20 protein-coding genes and 1 tRNA gene are annotated in these 20,687 nt (G+C 57.9%); 16 read left to right on the forward strand and 5 right to left on the reverse strand.

The window, feature by feature from the left end:
• Positions 1–767: 767 nt before the first annotated feature.
• Complete coding sequence (locus N2599_RS08380) at positions 768–1,745, reverse strand: NmrA/HSCARG family protein (RefSeq protein ID WP_245209317.1); 978 nt, start codon at positions 1,743–1,745, stop codon at positions 768–770.
• 20 nt (positions 1,746–1,765) lie between these two features.
• Here N2599_RS08380 and N2599_RS08385 point away from each other — a divergent pair, with 20 nt between their 5' ends.
• Positions 1,766–2,170: a winged helix-turn-helix transcriptional regulator gene (locus N2599_RS08385; RefSeq protein WP_027513133.1), complete on the forward strand. Its 405-nt coding sequence runs from the start codon at positions 1,766–1,768 to the stop codon at positions 2,168–2,170.
• A gap of 669 nt (positions 2,171–2,839) precedes the next feature.
• On the opposite strand, the gene N2599_RS08390 is transcribed toward N2599_RS08385, so the two are convergent.
• Entirely contained in the window at positions 2,840–3,877 is a 1,038-nt protein-coding gene (locus tag N2599_RS08390) for an IS110 family RNA-guided transposase (RefSeq protein ID WP_027513959.1), read from the reverse strand.
• A gap of 262 nt (positions 3,878–4,139) precedes the next feature.
• On the opposite strand from N2599_RS08390, the gene N2599_RS08395 reads away from it, so the two are divergent.
• The 4 genes from N2599_RS08395 (at position 4,140) to N2599_RS08410 (ending at position 7,249) form a co-directional block, all read left to right on the forward strand.
• Complete coding sequence (locus N2599_RS08395; protein WP_027513565.1) at positions 4,140–5,297, forward strand: tyrosine-type recombinase/integrase; 1,158 nt, start codon at positions 4,140–4,142, stop codon at positions 5,295–5,297.
• A gap of 81 nt (positions 5,298–5,378) precedes the next feature.
• Positions 5,379–5,579, forward strand: coding sequence for a helix-turn-helix transcriptional regulator (locus N2599_RS08400; protein ID WP_037144054.1), 201 nt, complete (start codon positions 5,379–5,381; stop codon positions 5,577–5,579).
• Positions 5,579–6,814, forward strand: a complete 1,236-nt coding sequence (locus N2599_RS08405; protein ID WP_027513564.1) for an AAA family ATPase — start codon at positions 5,579–5,581, stop codon at positions 6,812–6,814. The genes N2599_RS08400 and N2599_RS08405 overlap by 1 nt, the downstream gene beginning before the upstream one ends.
• A gap of 138 nt (positions 6,815–6,952) precedes the next feature.
• Entirely contained in the window at positions 6,953–7,249 is a 297-nt protein-coding gene (locus N2599_RS08410) for a hypothetical protein (protein ID WP_027513563.1), read from the forward strand.
• Positions 7,250–7,381: 132 nt separating this feature from the next.
• On the opposite strand, the gene N2599_RS08415 is transcribed toward N2599_RS08410, so the two are convergent.
• Positions 7,382–7,660, reverse strand: a complete 279-nt coding sequence (locus tag N2599_RS08415; protein ID WP_027513562.1) for a hypothetical protein — start codon at positions 7,658–7,660, stop codon at positions 7,382–7,384.
• Positions 7,661–8,668: 1,008 nt separating this feature from the next.
• Here N2599_RS08415 and N2599_RS08420 point away from each other — a divergent pair.
• The 6 genes from N2599_RS08420 to N2599_RS08445 are packed head-to-tail and all read left to right on the forward strand — an operon-like array spanning position 8,669 to position 12,652.
• Positions 8,669–9,850: a phage major capsid protein gene (locus tag N2599_RS08420; protein ID WP_027513561.1), complete on the forward strand. Its 1,182-nt coding sequence runs from the start codon at positions 8,669–8,671 to the stop codon at positions 9,848–9,850.
• 23 nt (positions 9,851–9,873) lie between these two features.
• Positions 9,874–10,461 (forward strand): HK97 family phage prohead protease, encoded by a 588-nt coding sequence (locus N2599_RS08425; RefSeq protein ID WP_260308393.1) that lies wholly within the window; start codon positions 9,874–9,876, stop codon positions 10,459–10,461.
• 4 nt (positions 10,462–10,465) lie between these two features.
• Positions 10,466–11,665: a phage portal protein gene (locus N2599_RS08430; RefSeq protein ID WP_027513559.1), complete on the forward strand. Its 1,200-nt coding sequence runs from the start codon at positions 10,466–10,468 to the stop codon at positions 11,663–11,665.
• A complete protein-coding gene (locus N2599_RS08435; protein WP_027513558.1) occupies positions 11,662–11,997 on the forward strand; it encodes a hypothetical protein in 336 nt (111 codons plus the stop codon). The genes N2599_RS08430 and N2599_RS08435 overlap by 4 nt, the downstream gene beginning before the upstream one ends.
• A complete protein-coding gene (locus N2599_RS08440) occupies positions 11,994–12,299 on the forward strand; it encodes a head-tail adaptor protein (protein WP_037144051.1) in 306 nt (101 codons plus the stop codon). Before N2599_RS08435 ends, N2599_RS08440 begins: the two co-directional genes overlap by 4 nt.
• Positions 12,299–12,652: a hypothetical protein gene (locus N2599_RS08445; protein ID WP_027513557.1), complete on the forward strand. Its 354-nt coding sequence runs from the start codon at positions 12,299–12,301 to the stop codon at positions 12,650–12,652. Before N2599_RS08440 ends, N2599_RS08445 begins: the two co-directional genes overlap by 1 nt.
• Positions 12,653–13,538: 886 nt before the next feature.
• Here N2599_RS08445 and N2599_RS08450 read toward each other — a convergent pair.
• Positions 13,539–13,628, reverse strand: a tRNA-Ser gene (locus N2599_RS08450).
• Between the two features lie 272 nt (positions 13,629–13,900).
• Here N2599_RS08450 and N2599_RS08455 point away from each other — a divergent pair.
• From N2599_RS08455 to N2599_RS08470, 4 genes are all read left to right on the forward strand, one after another.
• Positions 13,901–14,986, forward strand: a complete 1,086-nt coding sequence (locus N2599_RS08455) for a septal ring lytic transglycosylase RlpA family protein (protein ID WP_027513556.1) — start codon at positions 13,901–13,903, stop codon at positions 14,984–14,986.
• A gap of 72 nt (positions 14,987–15,058) precedes the next feature.
• Positions 15,059–16,252, forward strand: coding sequence for a D-alanyl-D-alanine carboxypeptidase family protein (locus N2599_RS08460; RefSeq protein ID WP_027513555.1), 1,194 nt, complete (start codon positions 15,059–15,061; stop codon positions 16,250–16,252).
• 135 nt (positions 16,253–16,387) lie between these two features.
• Complete coding sequence (gene tmk / locus N2599_RS08465) at positions 16,388–17,071, forward strand: dTMP kinase (protein ID WP_027513554.1); 684 nt, start codon at positions 16,388–16,390, stop codon at positions 17,069–17,071.
• Complete coding sequence (locus N2599_RS08470) at positions 17,064–18,089, forward strand: DNA polymerase III subunit delta' (RefSeq protein WP_027513553.1); 1,026 nt, start codon at positions 17,064–17,066, stop codon at positions 18,087–18,089. Before tmk ends, N2599_RS08470 begins: the two co-directional genes overlap by 8 nt.
• Here the strand turns inward: N2599_RS08470 and N2599_RS08475 are convergent, their stop codons facing one another.
• The gene (locus tag N2599_RS08475) at positions 18,090–18,890 is read right to left on the reverse strand and encodes a sulfite exporter TauE/SafE family protein (protein WP_027513552.1); all 801 of its coding nucleotides are present in this window, start codon (positions 18,888–18,890) and stop codon (positions 18,090–18,092) included.
• Between the two features lie 238 nt (positions 18,891–19,128).
• Between N2599_RS08475 and metG the strand changes: the two genes are divergently transcribed.
• Positions 19,129–20,679, forward strand: a complete 1,551-nt coding sequence (gene metG / locus N2599_RS08480; RefSeq protein ID WP_027513551.1) for a methionine--tRNA ligase — start codon at positions 19,129–19,131, stop codon at positions 20,677–20,679.
• Positions 20,680–20,687 lie beyond the last annotated feature (8 nt).

A 20,687-nucleotide genomic window follows, 5' to 3' on the forward strand; every position in this document is an offset into this window, starting at 1 on the left:
GCTAACCAATTGAAAAATCAGGCCGGAGCGCGCACCCGGCTTCACGCTCAAACTCTTGTCTCACGCTTCTACTCAACCCCGTGAGTCGAAAAGATAAATCATTCGCCTTGCGGAGCAAGCCAAATATTAACAGGCGGTTAGGCGTGGAATTTAGATTGAAGGCAGCTTTCTTCCGCATGGACGGCCGAAAAGCGCCGCCGCGCTCGGGGATTTCCGCGTTGTCGCCGATCGATAAAAGTGCGTCGGCTCAGCGGAAGGTGAAGCTGCGCCAGTTCGACAGGCGGGCCTTGACGAGCACGATCTGCGCCTCTCGCACAAGAAAGAGGGCGCCGAAGATCGCTGCGATCGTAATGAAGTCCCAAAACATTGGCGCGCTCCGTTGCGAGAAGAAAGAGCGGGTCGAAGCTTGCGCCCCCGCCGACGCTACGACCCGCTCCAAACCCGAGCGCCCGACAGGCGCTCAAGGACATACAACCCTTATAGGGCGCCAATGAGACCGGATATCGTAAGATATAGGGATGCGGGGATTATGATAACCATATGATGTTCGAGAAAATCATAAAATATATAACAAAATCATGTATCTACCGGCGCGGCGAGAACGGCGGAAACGGAGAACTACGTCTACGCTATGGCGCTCCATGACACTTCTGCGATCGCTCGCATGCCGAAGCGGCGGCAGCGATCGCCAAAATCTCGCAAAATCTCGACGGTCATGCAAATTGCTTGCCTTGTATACTTACTGAGCCGAAGCCACCAAAACACTACTACTCCGGCTGGTGGGCAGCACTTGTCCCCAAGGCGTGAACGAGCGCCTGGCGTCCGCTCCCGGCAAGCCAAGTTCGGAAAGAGAGGATTTCTGGATTGATCTCCCGCATGGCGTTTAGATCGACACGTTCTGCCAGCGGGCCATCTTCCAAGCTCTTAGCCATGTGTGCGAGGTCCGCATTGGCTGCGAAAACGTCATCCGGAAGGCGCGCGTAAGCTATCGGGCGACCGGCGACTTCAGTAAAGGCGGCTTCGAGCTCAAGACCTGTAACCATGTCGCTTGCGATCTTCAAAGTCACCCCACCGAACCGAGGCTTATCGGCGAACATGGCTGCAATGAACTTTCCGATATCGTCCACGGCAGTGAGCTGGATCGAATGATCTGGTCTGATAAGGGAGAGCAACCGCCCTTCGTCCAATCCGAACCCGGGTCGCACAAGCATCTCCATGAAGATCATTGGCCTGACGATGGTTGCCGTGATGGGCAACTTGCGGATATGCGCCTCTATGCGAGGCTTGGCATCGAACCGCGCCACACCTGTCAGCTTATCTCCGACGCTGGCACCCGAGGAATAAACCAGATGAGCGACGCCCCTTTCGGCGGCCAGGTCCGCGATCGAGGTGCCGTAGCGTACTTCTTCCTCTGCCGCCAGATTCGCCGGCAGCACGCTGAAAACACCATGAGTGTCTTTCACCGCCGCCCGGATGACATCCGTGTCCTCAAAAGATCCGGGCACCAGTTCGACGCCTGCGTCTCGTAGGGCAATCGAGGCCGGTTTCAGGGGATCCAGTACAAGTGCGCGAACAGGCCACCCTGCCTTCAGCAAGGCTTTAGCGACCGATCCGCCCTGTCGGCCGCTGGCGCCGAAAACCAAAATTGGACGTATGTCATTGGTCATTGAGAACCCTCGCGTTGAACAAGGGGCATCCATATATACGAATGGAAGGCCATCGGAAGACGGCACATTTTTCAGCATCAGGCACAGGGATGATACGCATGGACAATTCCGTTCATGCCCGCTCACATCAAGCGCCAGAGGGCAATCGGGAGTTCAAACCAATCCCATCAAACGGGATCTGCACGCGGCTCGGCGATAAATGGACTGTCCAAGTCCTGTGGCGTCTCTCCCTCGCAGATAAGCGACGGCTCCGCTTTTCAGCGCTCAAGAAAGAAATCGACGGGATTACCCAGCGAATGCTGACGCTGACACTGCGCAATCTAGAGCGCGACGGGCTTGTCGTGCGACACTATTTTCCCGAAGTGCCACCGCGGGTCGAATACGAATTGACCGACATGGGAACCGGCGTTTTGGACGCCCTTGAAGGATTCAACTTTTGGATTCGAGAAAACCTGCCTACCATTGAAGAACATCGTCACGCCTACGACAAAGCTGAGCAGTAACTTCTAGGACCCGCCGCAGCTTCGACCCGCTTCTAAACCGAGTTTTCTGCTCAGATGTGGTGTGCACCATGTGTTGTATGCACAAGATGGCAGCTTTCGGCAGGCACCAATCCAACCCTGAATGGCCACTTTGGTGGCGAATGCTGCCGCTATTGTGCTGAACCAGCTTGTAATCCCGAGCCGGACGTGCAAACGCCGGCGAAGATCAACTTGAGCCAGATCCTCGCCGACCAGACGTCGGAATCAAACGGGTCGAAGGCCATATATGGCTCGCCAGCTTCAGCACTGTGATCTGGGATATTTTCGACCTGGAGCAGAGGACCTTGCAAACCAACGACAACCCGCTCGGCACGAGGTTGTCACCCATGTGTTAGGTACGTTTTGTTACCGATGTCTTCTCTATTCGGCGTGTTGGCGTCAAGCACTTACGAGCGTCTCCACCTCTTTGGGGCATGACATCTTCCGCAGGTCCTCGCTTCTCTTCGGGATCGGCGTTTCGCCCTCCCAGCATGGGGTTAGGAGAATGGGGCGGTTCAATCTCCGGGACGTGATTACCGCGTGATGCGATCGGCACAGACATAGGTTCGAACTTGCCTCATCCATCGTCCTGCGAAGGACGTCCTTCCGCCAACTGGCGGAACTATGTGTCTTTCTCCTTCTGACCTCTTGTCAGCTCGCTGATGTCATGGCTTCCCGCGTCCAGCGGAATTCAGTGCCGTCGAGCCACATGCGATGCATGACGACCGCTAGGCGACGAGCGAGTGCGACTTTCGCTTTCGCCATGCCGCGCCGCTTGGCGATCTTCATCGCCCAAGCCTTCAGCCACGACCATTTCCCCACGCGCGTCAGCAGCAGCTGGGCAGCCTCATAGAGCAAAGTGCGCATCGTGCCGTCCCCGCATAGCGATATGCAGCCGACGCGCTTGCTTTCCCCGGACTCGTGGAGCTTCGGCGTTAGTCCCAGGATCGATCCCACCGCCTTGGAGTTTCTGAAGCGCTGCGGAATGTCTATTGTCGCGGTATAGGCGAGCGCCACCACGGGGCCGACACCCGGGATCGTCATCAGGCGCCGGCAGGTGGCATCATCCTTCACCACCGCAAGGGCTTGTCTGTGCAGGCGCGCAAATTCGGTACGCAGCTTCCCTCGGGCGGCAAGCAATGGCTCCATGATCGCCGCGAGGTCGGGCATGCCTTCGGTGAGCTCCCGAATGCGCTCTTCGAACTTTGCCGTTCCCACGGCGCCAACCTTCAGCCCGAAATTGCGCAGAAGGCCGCGGATGTCGTTCTCGATGGCGATCGCCTTTTCCTGCAGCAGCTTGCGGGCCGCTAAGAGCGCCCGCCGCTTCTGGCTCGTCAGCGTCTTCACATGCACTGGGCGATACAGATTGACGCGCATCATTTGCGCGATGCCGCGCGCATCGTTGCGATCCGTCTTGTTGGGCTGCGCCTTCAGGAAGGCCTTCACATGGCGCGTCTCGATACAGATGACCGGCAATCCCGCCCTGGCCAGCCCTTCGAATAACCACTGCGACAAAGGTCCGGCTTCAAGCCCGACCCGCTCGACGTTCCAGGTCGGGTCCTTCAGCACCGCAATGAGATCGTCAGGGTGGCTGACAACCTTCACCTCACGACAGATCTTGCCGGATTCGTCGATAATGCAAACGGCAGTCTCTTTTACCGAGACATCGAGGCCAATAAAGTGCTTCATGCTGCGCTTCCTTTCCTGATGCTTGTGGCTGTTTGAACAGACCACGTTCTATCATCAGCTCGAAGCGCAGCACCTCCCTGCATCACCGTAGAAGATGGGGCGAAAGCCGAATACCCCATCTCCGGGCCGGACAATGTTCTCGATGGCGGAAGAGGTGTCCGCTGATTTCCGTAAGTTATTGAAATTGCGTGCCGCAAGGCATTGTATTTTCTCCTATTTTCCATATTTTCTATAGTGAAGTTATGGCAACGGGAATCGGGAAATGGCGCGCAACAAGCTCTCAGAAACGAAAATCAAGAAGCTAGATAAGGCCGGAATCTACAGTGATGGAGACGGCTTGTATCTCAGGGTTCGGGCGGGCGGCAGCAAGTCTTGGTTTTTCATCTATAAGCGCGAGGGAAAGCGCACTGAGCTTGGCCTAGGCGGTTACGGGCAGGGCACTGCCCCGATATCGCTAGAGCTTGCCAGAGAGAAGGCCGACGCTATCCGCCAGCGCCTTGCACGGGGCGAAGAATTGGCTAGCCGTGCTACCTTCGCGGCGATCATGGAAGACGTCATTAAGGTCAAAACGGCGACTTCCCGCAATGAGAAGCATCGTCAGCAATGGGCTATGACACTTAGGACCTATGCCAAGACCTTGCACGGGAAGCCTGTTGCTGAAATCACGCGTGACGACGTAGTTGAAACCCTTAAGCCGATTTGGGAATCGAAGCCGGAAACGGCCGACCGCACTCGCATGCGCATCGCTGCCGTCATCGATCATGCCAAGGCGCGTGGCCTCTATACCGGCGACAACCCGGCAGATTGGAAGGGCGGACTGAAAGAGCTACTGCCCGCACGTCAGAAGCTTTCGCGCGGCCATCATGAGGCAATAGAATACCAACTCATTCCGACCGTCATGGCGGGCCTGCGGGCTGCGAACGGGGTGTCTGCTCGCGCGGCCGAATTCGCCTGCTTGACGGCCTGCCGCTCTGGCGAAGTGCGCGGGATGATATGGGACGAAGTTGACCTTGACGGAGCGCTATGGATCATTCCGGCCGAACGCACCAAGCCCGGCAGAGAACATCGCATACCGTTGTCAGAACGCGCCGTCACGATCCTCAAGGCACGTCAGCAGGTGGCGACCGGGGATTTGGTATTCGAGGGCGAAAAGGAAGGGCAGGCTGTGTCAGACACAGCCATAGTTAAGGCTATCCGCGCTATCTCGAAGGGCACGGAAACGCTACATGGATTCCGCTCATCATTCCGCGACTGGGCAGGTGATGAAACACACCATCCCCGCGACGTGATCGAGGCCGCGCTCGCCCACATGGTCAAGGATAAGACGGAGGCCGCCTACCGACGCAAGGACGCGCTCGAAAAGCGCCGGAAACTTATGGCGGATTGGGCAACGTTCTGCGGTACAGCGCCAAAAAAATAAATGTTTGCAGCGCGCGAATTTTCCTCTTTGTCAAAATTGGCCAGCTCTCCCAACTGATAATTATCGGAAACGGAGAGCACCATGACAAAGACAAAATCAGTATTCGCATCCCCTTTGATGTCGCCAAAAGAAGCAGCGGCGGTCACGACAATGTCGCGGCCCTTGCTGCGCCTCATGAGCATCGAAGGCAAATTCCCCAAGCCTCGTCAGATCGGCCAACGTCGGATCGCTTACGTAAGAGCCGAGGTAGAATCTTGGGTTGCTTCGAAGGTCTCCGCCTAATGGCCGGTTTCAAGCTCGCGAGCATCATGGACGGCGTCTCCAATGAAGACATCGCGCGATACCATGCACTGCGCCTTGAAGCAGAGGCCGAAGGGCTAGACGCCTACGTTGCACGGCAGGCCAGCCAGCTTGCCAAGATGGCCGCAGCGCGCCGTCGCAAGTCAGTGATGGGCGCCCTTGAGGAATTCGGCTCCTCATTTATCAGCAGCTTCCGGCCTGTATGGGCAACCGACCTGCGCCTTGATGAAATCGAGATTGATTTCTTTATCGACGGGATGCTTGCCGACGGCGGCTTTTCGGTCCTCTCTGGTACGCCGGGCAGCCTCAAGACGTTTGCCGCAATTGACCTTGCCTGTCACGTGCAAGCGGGCATGGATTGGCATGGCCGGAACGTCCGGCAGCGGCCAGTAATTTACGTGGCGGCCGAACGCGGTGAGGAAGTCAAAAAGCGCGTTATCGCTTGGAAGCAGAACCACGGCATTACCGAGCTGGACATGCTTATCACACCTAAGCAGGTCGATTTCTTCGGGAAATGGGCTGATACGCTCGACATCGCCGACACGATGCGAGTCATTCAACACTTCTTTCGAGCCAAGGGCGGACTTGTCATCATTGATACCATGGCAATGTCGCTTGGCGATGGTGACATCAATAGCAATCAGGACGTCAAGAAGTTCACGGATAGCTGCAAGCGGATCATGGTGGAAACAGGCTCTCATGTGCTGGTAGTCCACCACGTTTCGGACAAGGGCGAGAGCGGGAAGCCGATGGGTGCGACTGCCCTTTCTGGCGCAGTCGACGCCTCATTCGTCATTAGGGAGAAGAGTGATGGCGTCCGCGAGTTGAAATGCATCAAGGCGAACAACATCGAAACGGGAATTTTTACGCATTTCAAGCCGACCGAAGTCATTGTTGGGAAGAGCCGCGACGGGGGCCACGTCAAAACGCTTGTTGTTGATCAGTGCGGGGAAGGCAAGACTAAGGCCGCAAAGCTCATGGACAACGCCAACAGCCGGGATGCTGACGTGCTGGCCGCGATCAAGGCCACGGTCGACAGCAACAATCACGTCCCGATGGGCAACGCTCGCGCCCGGTATATCCTCAACAGCCAGCCACCCGAAAACGCGACGGCTGAGGACAAGAAGCGGCTCGACAATCGGTTTGATGCCGGTATTCGCGGCCTTCTTAAGTCCGACAAAATCGAGAAGTCCGGAACATCATTAGTCCTTCTTTGAGCATGTCCTGAGCCTCCGCCACAATCTTATCTTTCCCCGTATTCCTATATACGGGAAGAAAGATCAGATGGCGGGAGGGGAAGCTCCTGCCGGACTACAACAATGCGAAAGGAAGCGAGTAAAATGCGAAGTAGGCCTATGAATGGACGAGACCGTGTCATCGCCATCTTTAATCATGCGAGAGTTTTCCACATCAACCATCGTGCTGAGTTAGAGTTTGCGCATACTCGTCTGGAACGCGTGGGCCCCGAGTATTCGAGTGTTATGACGCCGGAAAGGGCTTGGGCGGAGGTGGTCGCAATGTTTTTGAACCACAGCGACTGGATAACCCTTATTTCGCTACTTGATGAATTTGGCGAACCCGGCGCGGTGACTTGGTTGAAACGTGCCTTCCATGACCTAATGTTGGCAGACGGGACCCCGTTACTCGATTGAGCACGCAGATCTATCATTCTGCCCGATGGCGTAGGCTGCGGGAGCCGCTGGAGGTCATGCGATGGTTGGTGGAATTGAAAAGCGCCCCGCGAGGGGCGCTCGTATTGCTGCGGTCGCTTGGGAGGGCGAAAATTATGCGCGTTGGTACTGGAGATGACTTTCCAGCCAGTCGTTAACTTCCTTTGGCCCCCAGCCCGTGTACGGGCGGGACAGGGTAATAATGTAGCAGTTGTCGTTGTTGTCCAAATAGGGCTTCAGGCGACTGTAAACCTGCTCAGCCGTTTCATTGGTGGAGATCGCGTAGGACGACTCCGAGAGCTTCGCCCAGTTGCCGCCTTTCTTGATCTCCTTGAGGATATCAGGACGCTTGACTTCCTTGTTCAGGTCGTACGTTACGATATAGGTAGTCATGTATGTATTGCCTCAGGCTTGATGTTGGAGCCCTACGGCGTTACATACTCGATTGTTCAAGCCGAGAATGTTGTCCGGTCTTGCGCTTCTTCACGGTAGCCAATTCCGCGACAGCTCCTCAAAACAAAGGGCGTGCTAGATTTCTAGCACGCCTTTTTTTTCACACTTCGTTAAGAAAGTCTAGCCCTATAGTAGTAACCCTCGTGCGGATGCCCGATAATACACAGGGAATCTCAACTGTCAACTTCAGTTTGACTGAAAAACACCCTTAAAGCGAGCCATTTTGTCGCAGGGTATTACATCAATTTGGGTAGTGAATTCCGCTCTTTCAAGTCCCTGAAAAGTAGCGTTGATTCTTTTGTCATTCGCGGAACCGGTGGCTACTTAAAGAGCTGAAGGGCGGCGCTGCTCTAGCAGGACAGTTGAAATTATCCCGTCAAATCGCGGCGCTGACCCTTACACTTCCCCCCGGCATACCAACTGTAAGAATCGGTGGTGCTACCATTATTTTTGAGTGTCCAAACTCAACTTCTTGGGCGGCTATGACGTCTTTCTCCCATGACGCTGGGAATTGGCTGAGCCGCCCATTTTTTTCTAATTTTTTCAAAGCTTGGTTTGCAAGACATCTCGGCCGACATAGGCTGCGGCAGTAGCAGGTGCAGCACATGCGCGGGGGCCGATGGACTTTGCGGCTTGGCCCTCCTTGAGGACCGGCGTGGTGCCAGAATGCCCGCAACTGCAATTCAGAATATGGGCCTAAGATACGCGCCTTCCTGAGAATTATATTCTTCTCTGCGGCCGTGTAGTCCCCGATTAACAGACCGTAAACGTCAGCTAGCAAAATATATATCCAGAATCCTGCATTACGTCAGCTGCTCGGACGCTCATTTAGAGATTCACGAATGCGCTGCTCCTTCGGTGTTTCGGCGGCGGGTCTTTCAAGGCTCGCCGCCGTTTTTTCCTTGGGGTCGTGGTTCGCAATGAGTCGCTCAAGGAGAAGCAGTACAGATGCATATTCACAAGATTAAAGCCGACCGGGCAGCAACCGTTTCGGAGATGCGGGCAGCCTTGTCCGCAGGCAACAACGCGGAATTCGAGAAGCTGGCCAAGCAGATTGAAGCTTTCGACGCTCAAATCAACGCTGAGGAACGCATGGCCGCGTTCGAGGCCCGTCAGCCCGCCAAGGATAGCCTTGAGTCCGAAATTCGCGCCTACAGCGTGTCTGCGGCCGTCACCGGCTACGTCAACGGCAGGCTTGAAGGCCGTGAGGCTGAGGTTGCTCAGGAGCTGCGTAACGGCGCTCAGACCACTCGCGGTATGCGAATCCCGCTGTCTGCCATCGCTGACTATGAGCGCCGCGAAGTTACAGCCAACCCGGCTTTCCAGAATCAGAGCTTCCAGAACCTGATTCCGCGTCTTGCACCGGCTAGCCATGTCATTCAGGCTGGCGCAACGGTCCTGTCCGGCCTTGGCTACGGCTCGATCAGCTTTCCGCGCATGGTAGGCGGCCCGGACGCGAATATCTCGTGGGTAGCTGAATCCGGCGCTGTTTCGCAGGGCTCTGCTACGTTCGACAACGTCACGCTCGCTCCGAAGACGGCGGGCGTGTTCCTCAAGGTCAGCCGCAAGGCCCTCGTGACCAACTCGATTGGCCTCGATACGCTGCTTCGTTCGGACCTAAACACCTCCATCGGCCGTGCCGTTGACAAGACTGCTCTCGTTGGTGGCGGCACGAACGAGCCGGAAGGCATCATGTCCACCGTCGCAGCTACCGTATTTGGTGATGCCAACGACGTCAGCCTGCATGCTGCGGACCTCATGAACGCTGTCGAGGTCGAAGACAATGACGGCGACGTGTTCTTCATCTCGCAGGGCGTTGCGAATCTGGCTCGCCGTTACCGCAATGCTCTCGGCATGCCGGTTCCGCTGGCAACGCAGTTCTACGACAAGAAGGTTGTCGTCACGAACAACGTATCTGGCAACAAGCTCGTCTACGGCAAGATTTCGGACCTCGTAGTCGGATTCTGGAATCAGGCCGGTACTGCGCCGTCTGTCGATATCATTGTTGATACGGCGACCTACTCCTCCGAAGGCGCTGTCAAGCTCGTTGGCTTTGTCGACGTTGACGTTGCCCTCAAGCAGGGCTCGGCATCCTTCGCTTGGGGCGAGGCAGCGGTTAGCGGCTCGTAAGGGTCATGAGGAGGGGGTTGGCCATGCGGCTAGCCCCCTACCGCCACCTGACGAAAGGAGACAAGCTTATGCAGACTGAAAAAAGACTAGCCGCTGCGCCGTTTAGCGAAATCACCGGGCGCATTCTCACGGGCTACGCAGTGCTTTGGGGCGTCGAGACTCGTATCGGCGACTTTACAGAAATTTTCGAACGCGGAGCCTTTACGCAGACGCTCGCGAACCGGGCCAACCTACGGGATATCCTCCTCCTCGTGGATCATGACTCGACGCAGTTGCTCGCGCGGCAGGCCAATAGCTCGCTCACCATCACGGAAGATGCCAAGGGTTTGCGAGTCCAGGCATCGCTTCCAGACACTCAGCTTGGCAACGATACGCTCAAGATGGCTGAAGCTGGCCTTCTAGGCGGGCTCTCCGTTGGCTTTGTGGCCGTCAAGGAAGAATGGACCGGCAATCGCCGCAGCGTGAGCCAAGCCGATCTTGTGGAGGTTTCAATCATTCACGCTCACGCAGCCGTCCTGCCGACTGCCGACACGCTCGACGTTCGCAAGCTGCAGGCCGGGGCTGAAGCCGACCTGCGAGCCCGTTTGTACACATATTATCTGGGAGCTTAAGCCGATGGCCAAAACCGTATATGAACGCATTTCTGGTCTTTTCTTCGGCAAGTCCGAAACCCGCGCAACCGACGTGTCCGACCCCCTCGTGGCCTCTATCCTCGGCTATGCACCCACGGCAAGCGCAGCGCTCAACATGTCGACGGCTTCCCGCTGCATCAGCTTGATTACTGGCGCGTTTGCAAGCGCTGACGTCACTTTGTACCGGCAAGCCGCCGACGGCAGCCCTGAGCCGGCTGTCGGGCACGCTCTTTATGATCTGATGCTGAATGGCACGGCGGATATGTCTGCTTATGAGCTGAAGTCTGCTCTCATGGAATCGCTGGCTTCCTACGGCGAGGCATTCGCGAAAGTCAGCTTCGACAATCAAGGCAGGCTAACGAGTCTAGATCCGCTCGAATGGCAGAATGTCTCGGTCGAAAACCTTGGCAATGGCCGCCTGCAGTATCGCGTTGTTGACCTCTTGCGGAACAATGCCGTTACCGTCCATTCAAGCAACGATATCTTCCATGCCAAGTGGCGTCCGAAGAACCTGCGCGGCCGCTCGCCGCTTGCTCTGGCGGCTTTGTCCATGGGCATTGCCAGTGATTTCGAGAACGCCGTTGCTACCGATGCGCGTTCTGGCTTCAAGGCAGGCGGCATTCTGACAGCGCCGGGCGCTATTGCCAACGACACGGCCAAGCGTTTGAAAGCGACTTTCGAGTCCGGATACATGGGCGCGGCTGGCACTGGCAAGATCGCTGTTTTGGGCGACGGCCTCAAGTTCGACCGCATGGCGCTCAGCAATGCGGACAATGAAGTGCTCGAAAATCGCAGGCTCAATGCGTACCTTGTGGCGCAAGCATACGGCGTGCCGCCAGATGTTGCTGGCCTGCCTTTCCACAGCACGTGGTCATCGGCGAGCGAGGCTAACCGCCAGTTCGTGAACCTCGCGGCTGAAGTCTGGTCGCAATGCTTGTGCCAGCAGTTGTGCGCATTTGTGCTTGGCTCCCGTGAGCGAAAAACGCTCTATCTCGCGGCCAAGTGGGATTTGCTGATTTCCGGCTCATTGCAGGAGCGTTCGGCAGCCTACAACAGCCTCACGTCGGCCGGAATCATGACGCTCAACGAAGCGCGCCAGACCATGGATTTGAAGCCGCTCGAAAACGGAAATCAACTCCGCGTCCCGCTCAATACGGCGCCAGCTAAGGAGCCCGTCGCATGAGCCAACACATGACGTTCATCAACATGCGACGCTTCAAGGATGGAAAGCCGGGGTACGGCTACGAAGTGAAGGCGCTTGTAGCTTTTGAGCTTCCGTACGGCATCATTATCCAAAATGCCCGGTTGACGTGGAAGGGAAGCACCGACGGCCAGTCCGGCTACAGGCTCAGGCCGCCACAAAGCAAATTCCGCGCAGACGGATTCTATCCGCTCAACTGGAATTTCCAGAACCCGGAATTGCGACTGAAGGCTGCGGAGTTGGGTCGCGTTTTCGAACGGATGGAAGAGCGCGGCATCGACCTGCACAAGTTCGCGGAAACGGAGTTTGGATGACGGGCGGCGCGGGAGCACTTCGGGAGCGCGTCTTCCTTCAGAAGCAAGCGGGAGGCGGTGGTGGCAGCGTTGGTTTCAACGGAGCTTGGGAAACCAAGCTCTCCGCAGCCTGCCGAATCCAGCCCCTTCTAGGCGGCAAGACTTTGATCCTCACCATGCGAGGGCAACCGGCCCTTGATGCCGTCGACTCGACTTGGCGGGCTCGCAATGCCCGCTCTGGCACCGTTTACAACATTCGCAGCGTCGAGCCTGACGAGTCCTATGATTTCTGGACCCTGCTCGCGGAATCCGGAGTCAACTGATGTTCAATATCATCGCAGTTTATAAGCACGAAAAGAAGGTCAAGGTTATGGGCCACACTAGCGATCTCTGGCAGCTTGCCGTCGCTGAAGTGTTCTTCCCATCGCTGAGGCTCACGATGCGCAACGTCCGACTGGTGCAAAACAGGAAGACGAAGCGGCCGCTTGTTGCGCTCCCGTCGCTTCAGCGCGGCGGCCTGTCCACGCTTCAGATCGGGGATAAGGCCGTGCTTGAGGAAATGGCCCGGCAAATCGCGGAAGCGCTTCCCGATGCCCCGGAATACGAGGAGGCTGACGCTGAGAACACCGGGGAAATCATCGCAGTATTTCCCGACGGCAGCGAAGTGCGCAAATAATAAAGACTCAGCCACGCTTACGCGTGGCGGCTCCCCGCATCCAAATCTTACGGGGCGGGGAGAAGGCGATATGCGGGGACCGCAAGTAGGGGCCTCAAGGCTGCCTCATGGCCCCTTTTTGCCTTCTTCGGGAGATAACGACCAAGAATCAGACTAGCGTGATCTTTTAATTACCCTGTGAATTAGCCGAGAAAAACCGGCTACTTATCAACACTTGGGTGGTCCCAGGCGCGATTTCCCCCCTTGACTTCTCCTTGCATCAAGGTATGCGAAGACCAAAAAGATAAGCAATTGATATATAGGTATTTTTTACCGAAATTGATTCGAGTTTTCGTAAGATTTGCGTCTCAGTCAACAGGTTAGCTGTTGCAACACATTGCAAAAGCGTCTACTCAATTTGCGTATCCACAGCGGATACACAAAAAAAGAGCCCCGCCTAAGCGGGGCTAAGTTGACGCTACTTCGACTGGTTAGGCGATGAACGCGGGGGAACGCGGCCAACGTCGGCAATGGGCGCGAACTTGTTCCCATTGCCCCAGTCTGAAGCGCCAGTATCGGATAACCGACACGGGCCTACTAATTGAGCATACTATCCGCATGGGCTTTATCCTTTCTCGGATAAAGGCAAGGAGAGCTTGCCACCCCTTCGGTCACTTCCGCCGAAGCTAGAGTCCTCCCACAACAGTTTGGACTAGAAAGCTCCGAATCAGGCGAGCGCTAATGCGTATGCCACCTTGCTTATCTACAAGGTGCTGAAAACCTTGGCAAGTCGAGCATTGTTCATGATTTGTTTTTTTGCATTTATGCACATGGCTGGGGAAAACGAATAATCTCAGTTATGGCAATCGGCAAAAAACTAGAAAAAACATAATAAAATCAATACGGATGGCGGAAGAGGTGGGATTCGAACCCACGGTACGGTTTCCCGCACGCCGGTTTTCAAGACCGGTTCCTTAAACCACTCGGACACTCTTCCTTGTGCGCCTTATGGCGCAAAGGGCATGGCCAATGCAAGGGTGGGGCGGAAAAATCTGCGGCCGGAAGACCGGCCGGTTAACGGTTGAGCGAAGCGCTGTTAGGATCCTGTAAACCATGATCATTAAAATTGTTGCTATCGCGAGGAAATCATTTCGTAAATTCGCCATGACTGTCGCCGAGTTAAAGTCTCGTTAGGTGAGTGGGCGTACGCAATATTGGCCCGTCATCGGGCAGTTGCTTAACCATACGATCTTGGGCGGCGTGGGACATATGAGACTGGAATACGGGGCGGCCTCTTTCGCAATGGGTACGCGGTGGCTGGCGCTGGCGCTGATGTGCGCCACCGTCACGGCTTGCGGTACGGCTTCGCAGGCGCCGAAAAAGCGCGCTCACGGCAAGGAATATTTCTCCGAAAAGGAATATGGCGTCAAAGCAAGCCCGCGCGTTGCCAGCGGCGCCAACATACCGAAGGGCGGCGGGCGCTACATCGTCGGCAACCCTTACGAGGTCAAGGGCAAGTGGTATTATCCCAAGGAAGACTTCGCCTATAGCAAAGTGGGCGTCGCATCGTGGTATGGCTCCGCATTTCACGGCCGGCTGACGGCAAACGGCGAAGTCTACGACCAGATGCACCTTTCCGCCGCGCATCCGACCTTCCCGCTGCCGAGCTATGCGCGTGTCACCAATCTCGAAAACGGCTCGTCGGTGGTCGTGCGCGTCAACGACCGCGGCCCCTATCACGAAGGCCGCATCATCGACCTTTCCAACAAGACGGCGACCATGCTCGACCTGCAGCACAGCGGCACCGGCAAGGTGCGCGTGCAATATGTCGGCAAGGCGCGCATGGATGGGCACGACATGCCTTACCTGATGGCATCCTACGTGCCGAAGGGAAGCCGGGTTCCGGGCGTCAATCCGGGAGGGCAGATCGCAACCGGCGTGATGGTTGCGTCGAACAGCAAGAAGATCACCGGCGATCAACTGCAGAGCCTTGGCACGTTGACTGTCGATCAGTCTAAGGTGCCGGTGCCTATGTCCGCGACGGCCTACGGCGGCTCGACGCCAAGCGCGCGCTACAATGCGGCACCCGTGCCCATGCCATCTCCGACCTTCGGCAATTCAGGACGGGCGTTCGAGCAGATGGTCGTGCTGCCGCAGATTGGACCCATTCCCTATGAGCGCCCTTACGGCTCCGGGCAGGGCGGTTCGCTCGCCATGGGCTACCAGGGCGGGGACGAGAAGACGGTGACCGTCGAGCTCGCCTTCGACGCCGTCATGGTCCGCAATGACGGTCTGACGCATGATTCGATCCTCGCCTCTTTCAAGCGCCAGCAGGCAAAACAGATCGCACCCTGATTTGAAGCGATTGCGCGCGCCGCGCGCTGCCTCTAACGTCGAGAGTCGAACCTTCGATCCCATGGAGCCTCGATGTTGAAGCGTCTGCTTCGTCTGTGTGCGTGCCTTCTGCCCTTCGCTTCGCAATCGAACGCTGCCGAAACCGCGCCCGCCGGCTTTGTGACCAAGGCCGCGCAGGCCTATATGATCGAGGCATCGACCGGAACGGTGCTGCTTGCGAAGAATGAGGAGCAGAGCTTCTCACCTGCCTCGCTGGCAAAGCTGATGACGATGGATCTGGTCTTCGGCTCACTGAAGAAGGGCGAGATCACGCTCGATACCGAATATCCGGTTTCCGAATATGCCTGGCGCACGGGAGGCGCACCATCGCGGACGGCAACGATGTTCGCAGCGCTGAAATCCCATATTCGCGTCGAGGACTTGATCAAAGGCGTTGCCGTCCAGGGCGCGAACGACGGGTGCATCATCCTTGCGGAGGGCATGAGCGGCACCGAGGGCAATTTCGCTGCTGCAATGACGCGACGGGCGCAGACGCTCGACATGCAGAAATCGATCTTTACTAACTCCACCGGCCTGCCGGACGGCAAAAGCAAGGTGTCCGCGCGTGACCTGGTGGCGCTCGCGGTCGATCTGCAGCAATCCTACCCCGAATATTATCATTACTTCGCGCAGCCGGATTTCGAGTGGAACAAGATCTTCCAGCGCAACCGCAATCCCTTGCTGGGCTTAGGGCTTGGCGCCGACGGGCTGGCAACCGGCTTTGCCGAGGGCGAGGGATATTCGATCGTCGCCTCGGCGGAGCGTGACGGAAAGCGGCTCTTCCTGGCGCTCGGCGGCATTGCTTCCGACAAGGAACGGACCGAGGAGGCAAAGCGCATCTTGGAATGGGGGCAGACCGCTTTCGAGGATCGTCAGTTGTTCGCGGACAAGGAAGTTGTCGGCGCGGCCAGCGTCTATGGCGGCCAGACCGGAAAAGTGGACCTCGTCGCGAAGGGGCCCGTCAGTGTCTACATTCCGGTCAGCAATCCTGACAGGCTCTCAGCGAGGATCGTCTATCGCTGGCCGCTGACGGCGCCCGTTGCTGCTGATGCCGAAGCGGGCACGCTGGTCATCTCGGCGGGCGGCCGCATATTGCGCGAAGTGCCGCTTTATACCGCACAAGGCGTCGCGCAGGGTTCGCTGACGAGCCGGGCGTTCGATGCGCTTCTGGAGCTCGGCGAATCGCTGCTCTTCTCATGGCTCTGGGACACGGCCGAACCCACCTGATCGCCATATTCATTGCCTAAATTGCCGGGGAAGGAACGGAAGGTGTCCAGCCTGACGGTTTCGCTTGGCCCTGTCTTCGGATAGATAGGAAGAAAGCCCAGTGGCGCGGGCGCTGAAGAATGCGGGAATGTGTCATTGTCATCCGGTACGGGATTGTTCGTTACGTTTGAAGGCGGGGAAGGGGCTGGGAAGTCCACGCAGATCCGCCGGCTGGCGGAAGCGCTGAGGGCGCGCGGCCATGAGGTTCTGCTGACGCGGGAACCCGGCGGCTCGCCCGGTGCCGAAGCCGTGCGCCATGTGTTGCTGTCCGGCGCCGCGGAGGCCTTCGGCACGCGCATGGAAGCCATTCTCTTTGCCGCGGCCCGCAATGATCACGTCGAGGCGGTGATTCGCCCAGCGCTTCTTCAGAGCAAGATCGTGCTGTGCGACCGCTTCATGGATTCCTCGCGCGTCTATCAGGGCGTGACGGGCAATCTCGAGGCGGATTTCATCGAGACGCTGCAGCGGATTGCCGTCAACGGCGTCGTGCCGGATTGCACGCTGATCCTCGACATTCCAGCAAGGCTTGGTCTGGAGCGAGTAAAGAAGCGCAGTGCGGCGACGGCCAGCGGACCGGACCGCTTCGAAAAGGACGAACTCGAAATCCACGAAAAACGCCGCGAAGCCTATCTCGACATAGCCGCGCGCGAACCGGAACGGTGCCACGTCGTCAACGCGACGCAGGACGAAGAGGCAATTGCCGCGGAAATTCTCGCGATCGTCAACCAGCTTCTTGCACCCGTTGCCGCCGCGAAGATGCCGGAGGCCGCGCATGAGTGACGAGCGACCGGGACTTCTGGACGGCGCCATCTGGCCGGCCGAAAACACGAAACTCTTCGGGCATGACGGCGCACAAGCCTTTCTTTCGCAATCCTACCGCTCCGGCAAAGGCCATCACGCGGTCCTAATCGAGGGGCCGGAGGGGATCGGAAAGGCAACGCTGGCTTTTCGCTTTGCGAATTACGTTCTGTCGAATCCCGATCCGGCAATGGCGCCTACAGCGATCGGCGATCCCGACCCAGCCTCTTCCGTCAGCCGCCAGATCGCTTCAGGGGCGTCGCATAACCTGCTCTATCTTTCCCGTCCCGTCGACGAGAAGACAGGCAAGGTGAAGTCGGCGATCACGGTGGACGAGGTGCGGCGCGCCGGACGCTTCTTCTCGCAGACTTCCGGAACAGGCAACTGGCGCATCGTCATCATCGATCCGGCAGACGACATGAACCGCAACGCGGCAAACGCCATCCTGAAAATTCTCGAGGAGCCGCCGAAACGGGCGCTTTTCCTCGTGCTGTCGCATGCACCGGGCAAGCTTCTGCCGACGATCCGTTCCCGGTGTCTCCCGCTCAGGCTTTCGCCGCTGGATAATAGCGCTTTGGGTGCGGCGCTCGCCACTCTCGGCGTAAGCGGCAGCGATGCCTCGATGCTATCGGCGGCGAAGGGAAGCGTCGGGGAGGCATTGAAGCTTCTGAATTATGGGGGCGGCGAGATCATCGCGGCTTACAGCGAGGTCCTGTCGGCTCAAGGTCCGACGGCTCGAAAGGCGATGCATCGCCTGGCGGATGCCTTGTCCGGCAAGGATAGCGACACGGTCTTTGAGTTCTTCACGAGCTATGTCGGCGACGATCTCATGAGCCGGGCGCGCCAAGCGGCGCGGGTAGGGCAGCTTTCCGCCGCCGAACGGCTGGCACGGCTGCAATCCGATATCAACGAGCGGCTTGCCGTTTCCGACGCTTACAATCTCGACCGCAAGCAGACGATCCTTAGTATTCTCGGCGATATCAAGCAGCCGGGGCCCTGATCAGCCTGTGAGCAGCTTCCACGCGACGATTACAAGCGTGAGTGCAAGAACGATGCGGATCGTGCGTTCATGCAGCTTCGGCGCCAGGAGACTGCCGGCGATGATGCCCGGAATCGAACCGATCAGCAGCGCAATCAGCAGTGGCCAGTCGATCTCTCCGATGATCCAGTAGCCCATGCCGCCGATCAGCGTCAGCGGCACCGCATGGACGATATCGGAGCCGACGATTTCGCGGACATCGAGCCGCGGATAAAGGACAAGCAGGATCGTCACGCCCAGTGCACCGGCGCCGACCGATGTCAGCGTAACGAGGATGCCGAGCGCCAGTCCGAGGACGGTGGTGAGAATGACAATCGTCGCCGGGCGGGGCGGGGCGCGCTCGCCGGTGACCCGGCGGGCGAATGCGAGGATCTGCGCCCGGAAGACAAGCATCACCGCTGTCATGACGAGCAGCCAGCCAAGTGCAACGGTAATCGTATGGGCAACCTCGACGCTCTTGCGGTCGACGCCTGCCATCAGCCAGAGCATCAGAAGCGCTGCCGGGACGCTGCCCGCGCCCAGCGCGCCGACAACACGCCAGTTGATGCGGCCATGCATGCCATGAACCGCCGTGCCCGCCGTCTTTGTGACGGCGGCATAAAGCAGGTCAGTGCCGACCGCGGTTGCCGGATGGATGCCGAAAAGCAGGACAAGCAGCGGCGTCATCAGCGAGCCGCCGCCGACGCCAGTGATGCCGACAAGCGCGCCAACGAAAAAGCCGGAAAGCGAATAGAGCGGCTGAAAATTTTCGAGAAACGTCAAGCGACGGGCCTCTGACGGACAGAGAAACGGCTTTTGTCCGCTGCTGGAAATCTCACGTCGATTGCGCCCCGTTCTTTATGTTCGCAAGGCCTAGAATGTGGCAGAAAGCGAGTCAAGCTCAGCGCTCCGGCAAACCGCCAAATCACAGTCGCTTTGGAAACTTAGTGTTTCTCTTCTCCATGACATGCGCTAAGAGCGGCTGATATTTCGAGAGAGCAAGCCGGACACGATGGCCGCCATGACAGACAAGACGCCTTTCTACATCACCACCGCGATTTCCTATCCGAACGGCAAGCCGCATATCGGCCATGCCTACGAGCTGATCGCGACGGACGCCATGGCACGCTTTCAGCGCCTTAATGGCCGCGATGTCTTCTTTCTGACGGGCACCGACGAGCACGGCCAGAAGATGCAGCAGACGGCACGCGCGGAGGGCATCACCGCCCAGGAGCTTGCCGACCGCAACTCCGGTGAGTTCCAGGCGATGGCCAAGCTGCTGAACGCCTCGAACGACGATTTCATCCGCACGACGGAAGCCCGCCACCACGAGGCCTCCAGGGACATCTGGAACCTGATGGCGGAAAACGGCGATGTCTACAAGGATTCCTACGCCGGCTGGTATTCGGTGCGCGACGAGGCCTATTACCAGGAAAACGAAACGGAGCTTCGCGCCGACGGCGTGCGCTACGGGCCGCAGGGCACGCCAGTCGAATGGGTGCAGGAGGAAAGCTACTTCTTCAAGCTTTCCGAATACCAGGACAAGCTCCTCAAGCACTATGAGGATAATCCCGATTTTATCGGCCCGGCCGAGCGGCGCAACGAAGTGATCTCCTTCGTCAAGTCCGGCTTGAAAGACCTTTCGATTTCGCGCACGACCTTCGATTGGGGAATCAGGGTACCCAACGATCCGGCGCACGTCATGTATGTCTGGGTCGATGCGCTGACCAATTACATCACAGCGACCGGCTATCTCCAGGATCCGAACGGCCCGAGAGCGAAATACTGGCCGGCCAACGTTCACGTCATCGGCAAGGACATCATCCGCTTCCACGCGGTCTATTGGCCAGCCTTCCTGATGTCGGCAAAGCTGCCACTGCCGAAGCGGGTCTTTGCGCATGGCTTCCTGCTCAACAAGGGCGAGAAGATGTCGAAGTCGGTCGGCAATGTCGTCGATCCCGTCAATCTGGTGAACCATTTCGGTCTCGATCAGGTGCGCTATTTCTTCCTGCGCGAAGTTTCCTTCGGTCAGGACGGCAGCTATAGCGAAGAGGCGATCGGCACGCGGATCAATTCCGATCTTGCGAACGGCATCGGCAATCTCGCGAGCCGCTCGCTGTCGATGATCTTTAAGAACTGCGACGGCCAGATTCCGGATTGCGGGCAGCTGATGGACGAGGACAAGGCGATGCTGGCTCAGGTCGACGCGCTGCTTGCCTCCACGCGCGACGATATGGACAAGCAGATGATCCACAGGGCACTCGCTTCCATCATAGCGGTTGTTTCGGAAACCGACCGCTATTTCGCAGGCCAGGAACCGTGGGCGCTGAAGAAAACCGATCCGACGCGGATGGGCACCGTGCTTTATGTGGCGGCTGAAGTCGTCCGCCAGATTGCGATCCTGCTGCAGCCGTTCATGCCGGAATCGGCGGGTAAGCTGCTCGACCTCGTCGCCGCACCTGCCGACAGGCGCGATTTCGCGGCACTGGGCGAAGCCGGACGCCTTGTTCCCGGAACGCCGCTGGAGGCTCCGAAGCCTGTCTTCCCGCGTTATGTGGCGCCGGAGGCCTGAGGTCTGCC

It is taken from the genome of Rhizobium sullae (genome assembly GCF_025200715.1).
GTDB classification, from domain to species: domain Bacteria; phylum Pseudomonadota; class Alphaproteobacteria; order Rhizobiales; family Rhizobiaceae; genus Rhizobium; species Rhizobium sullae.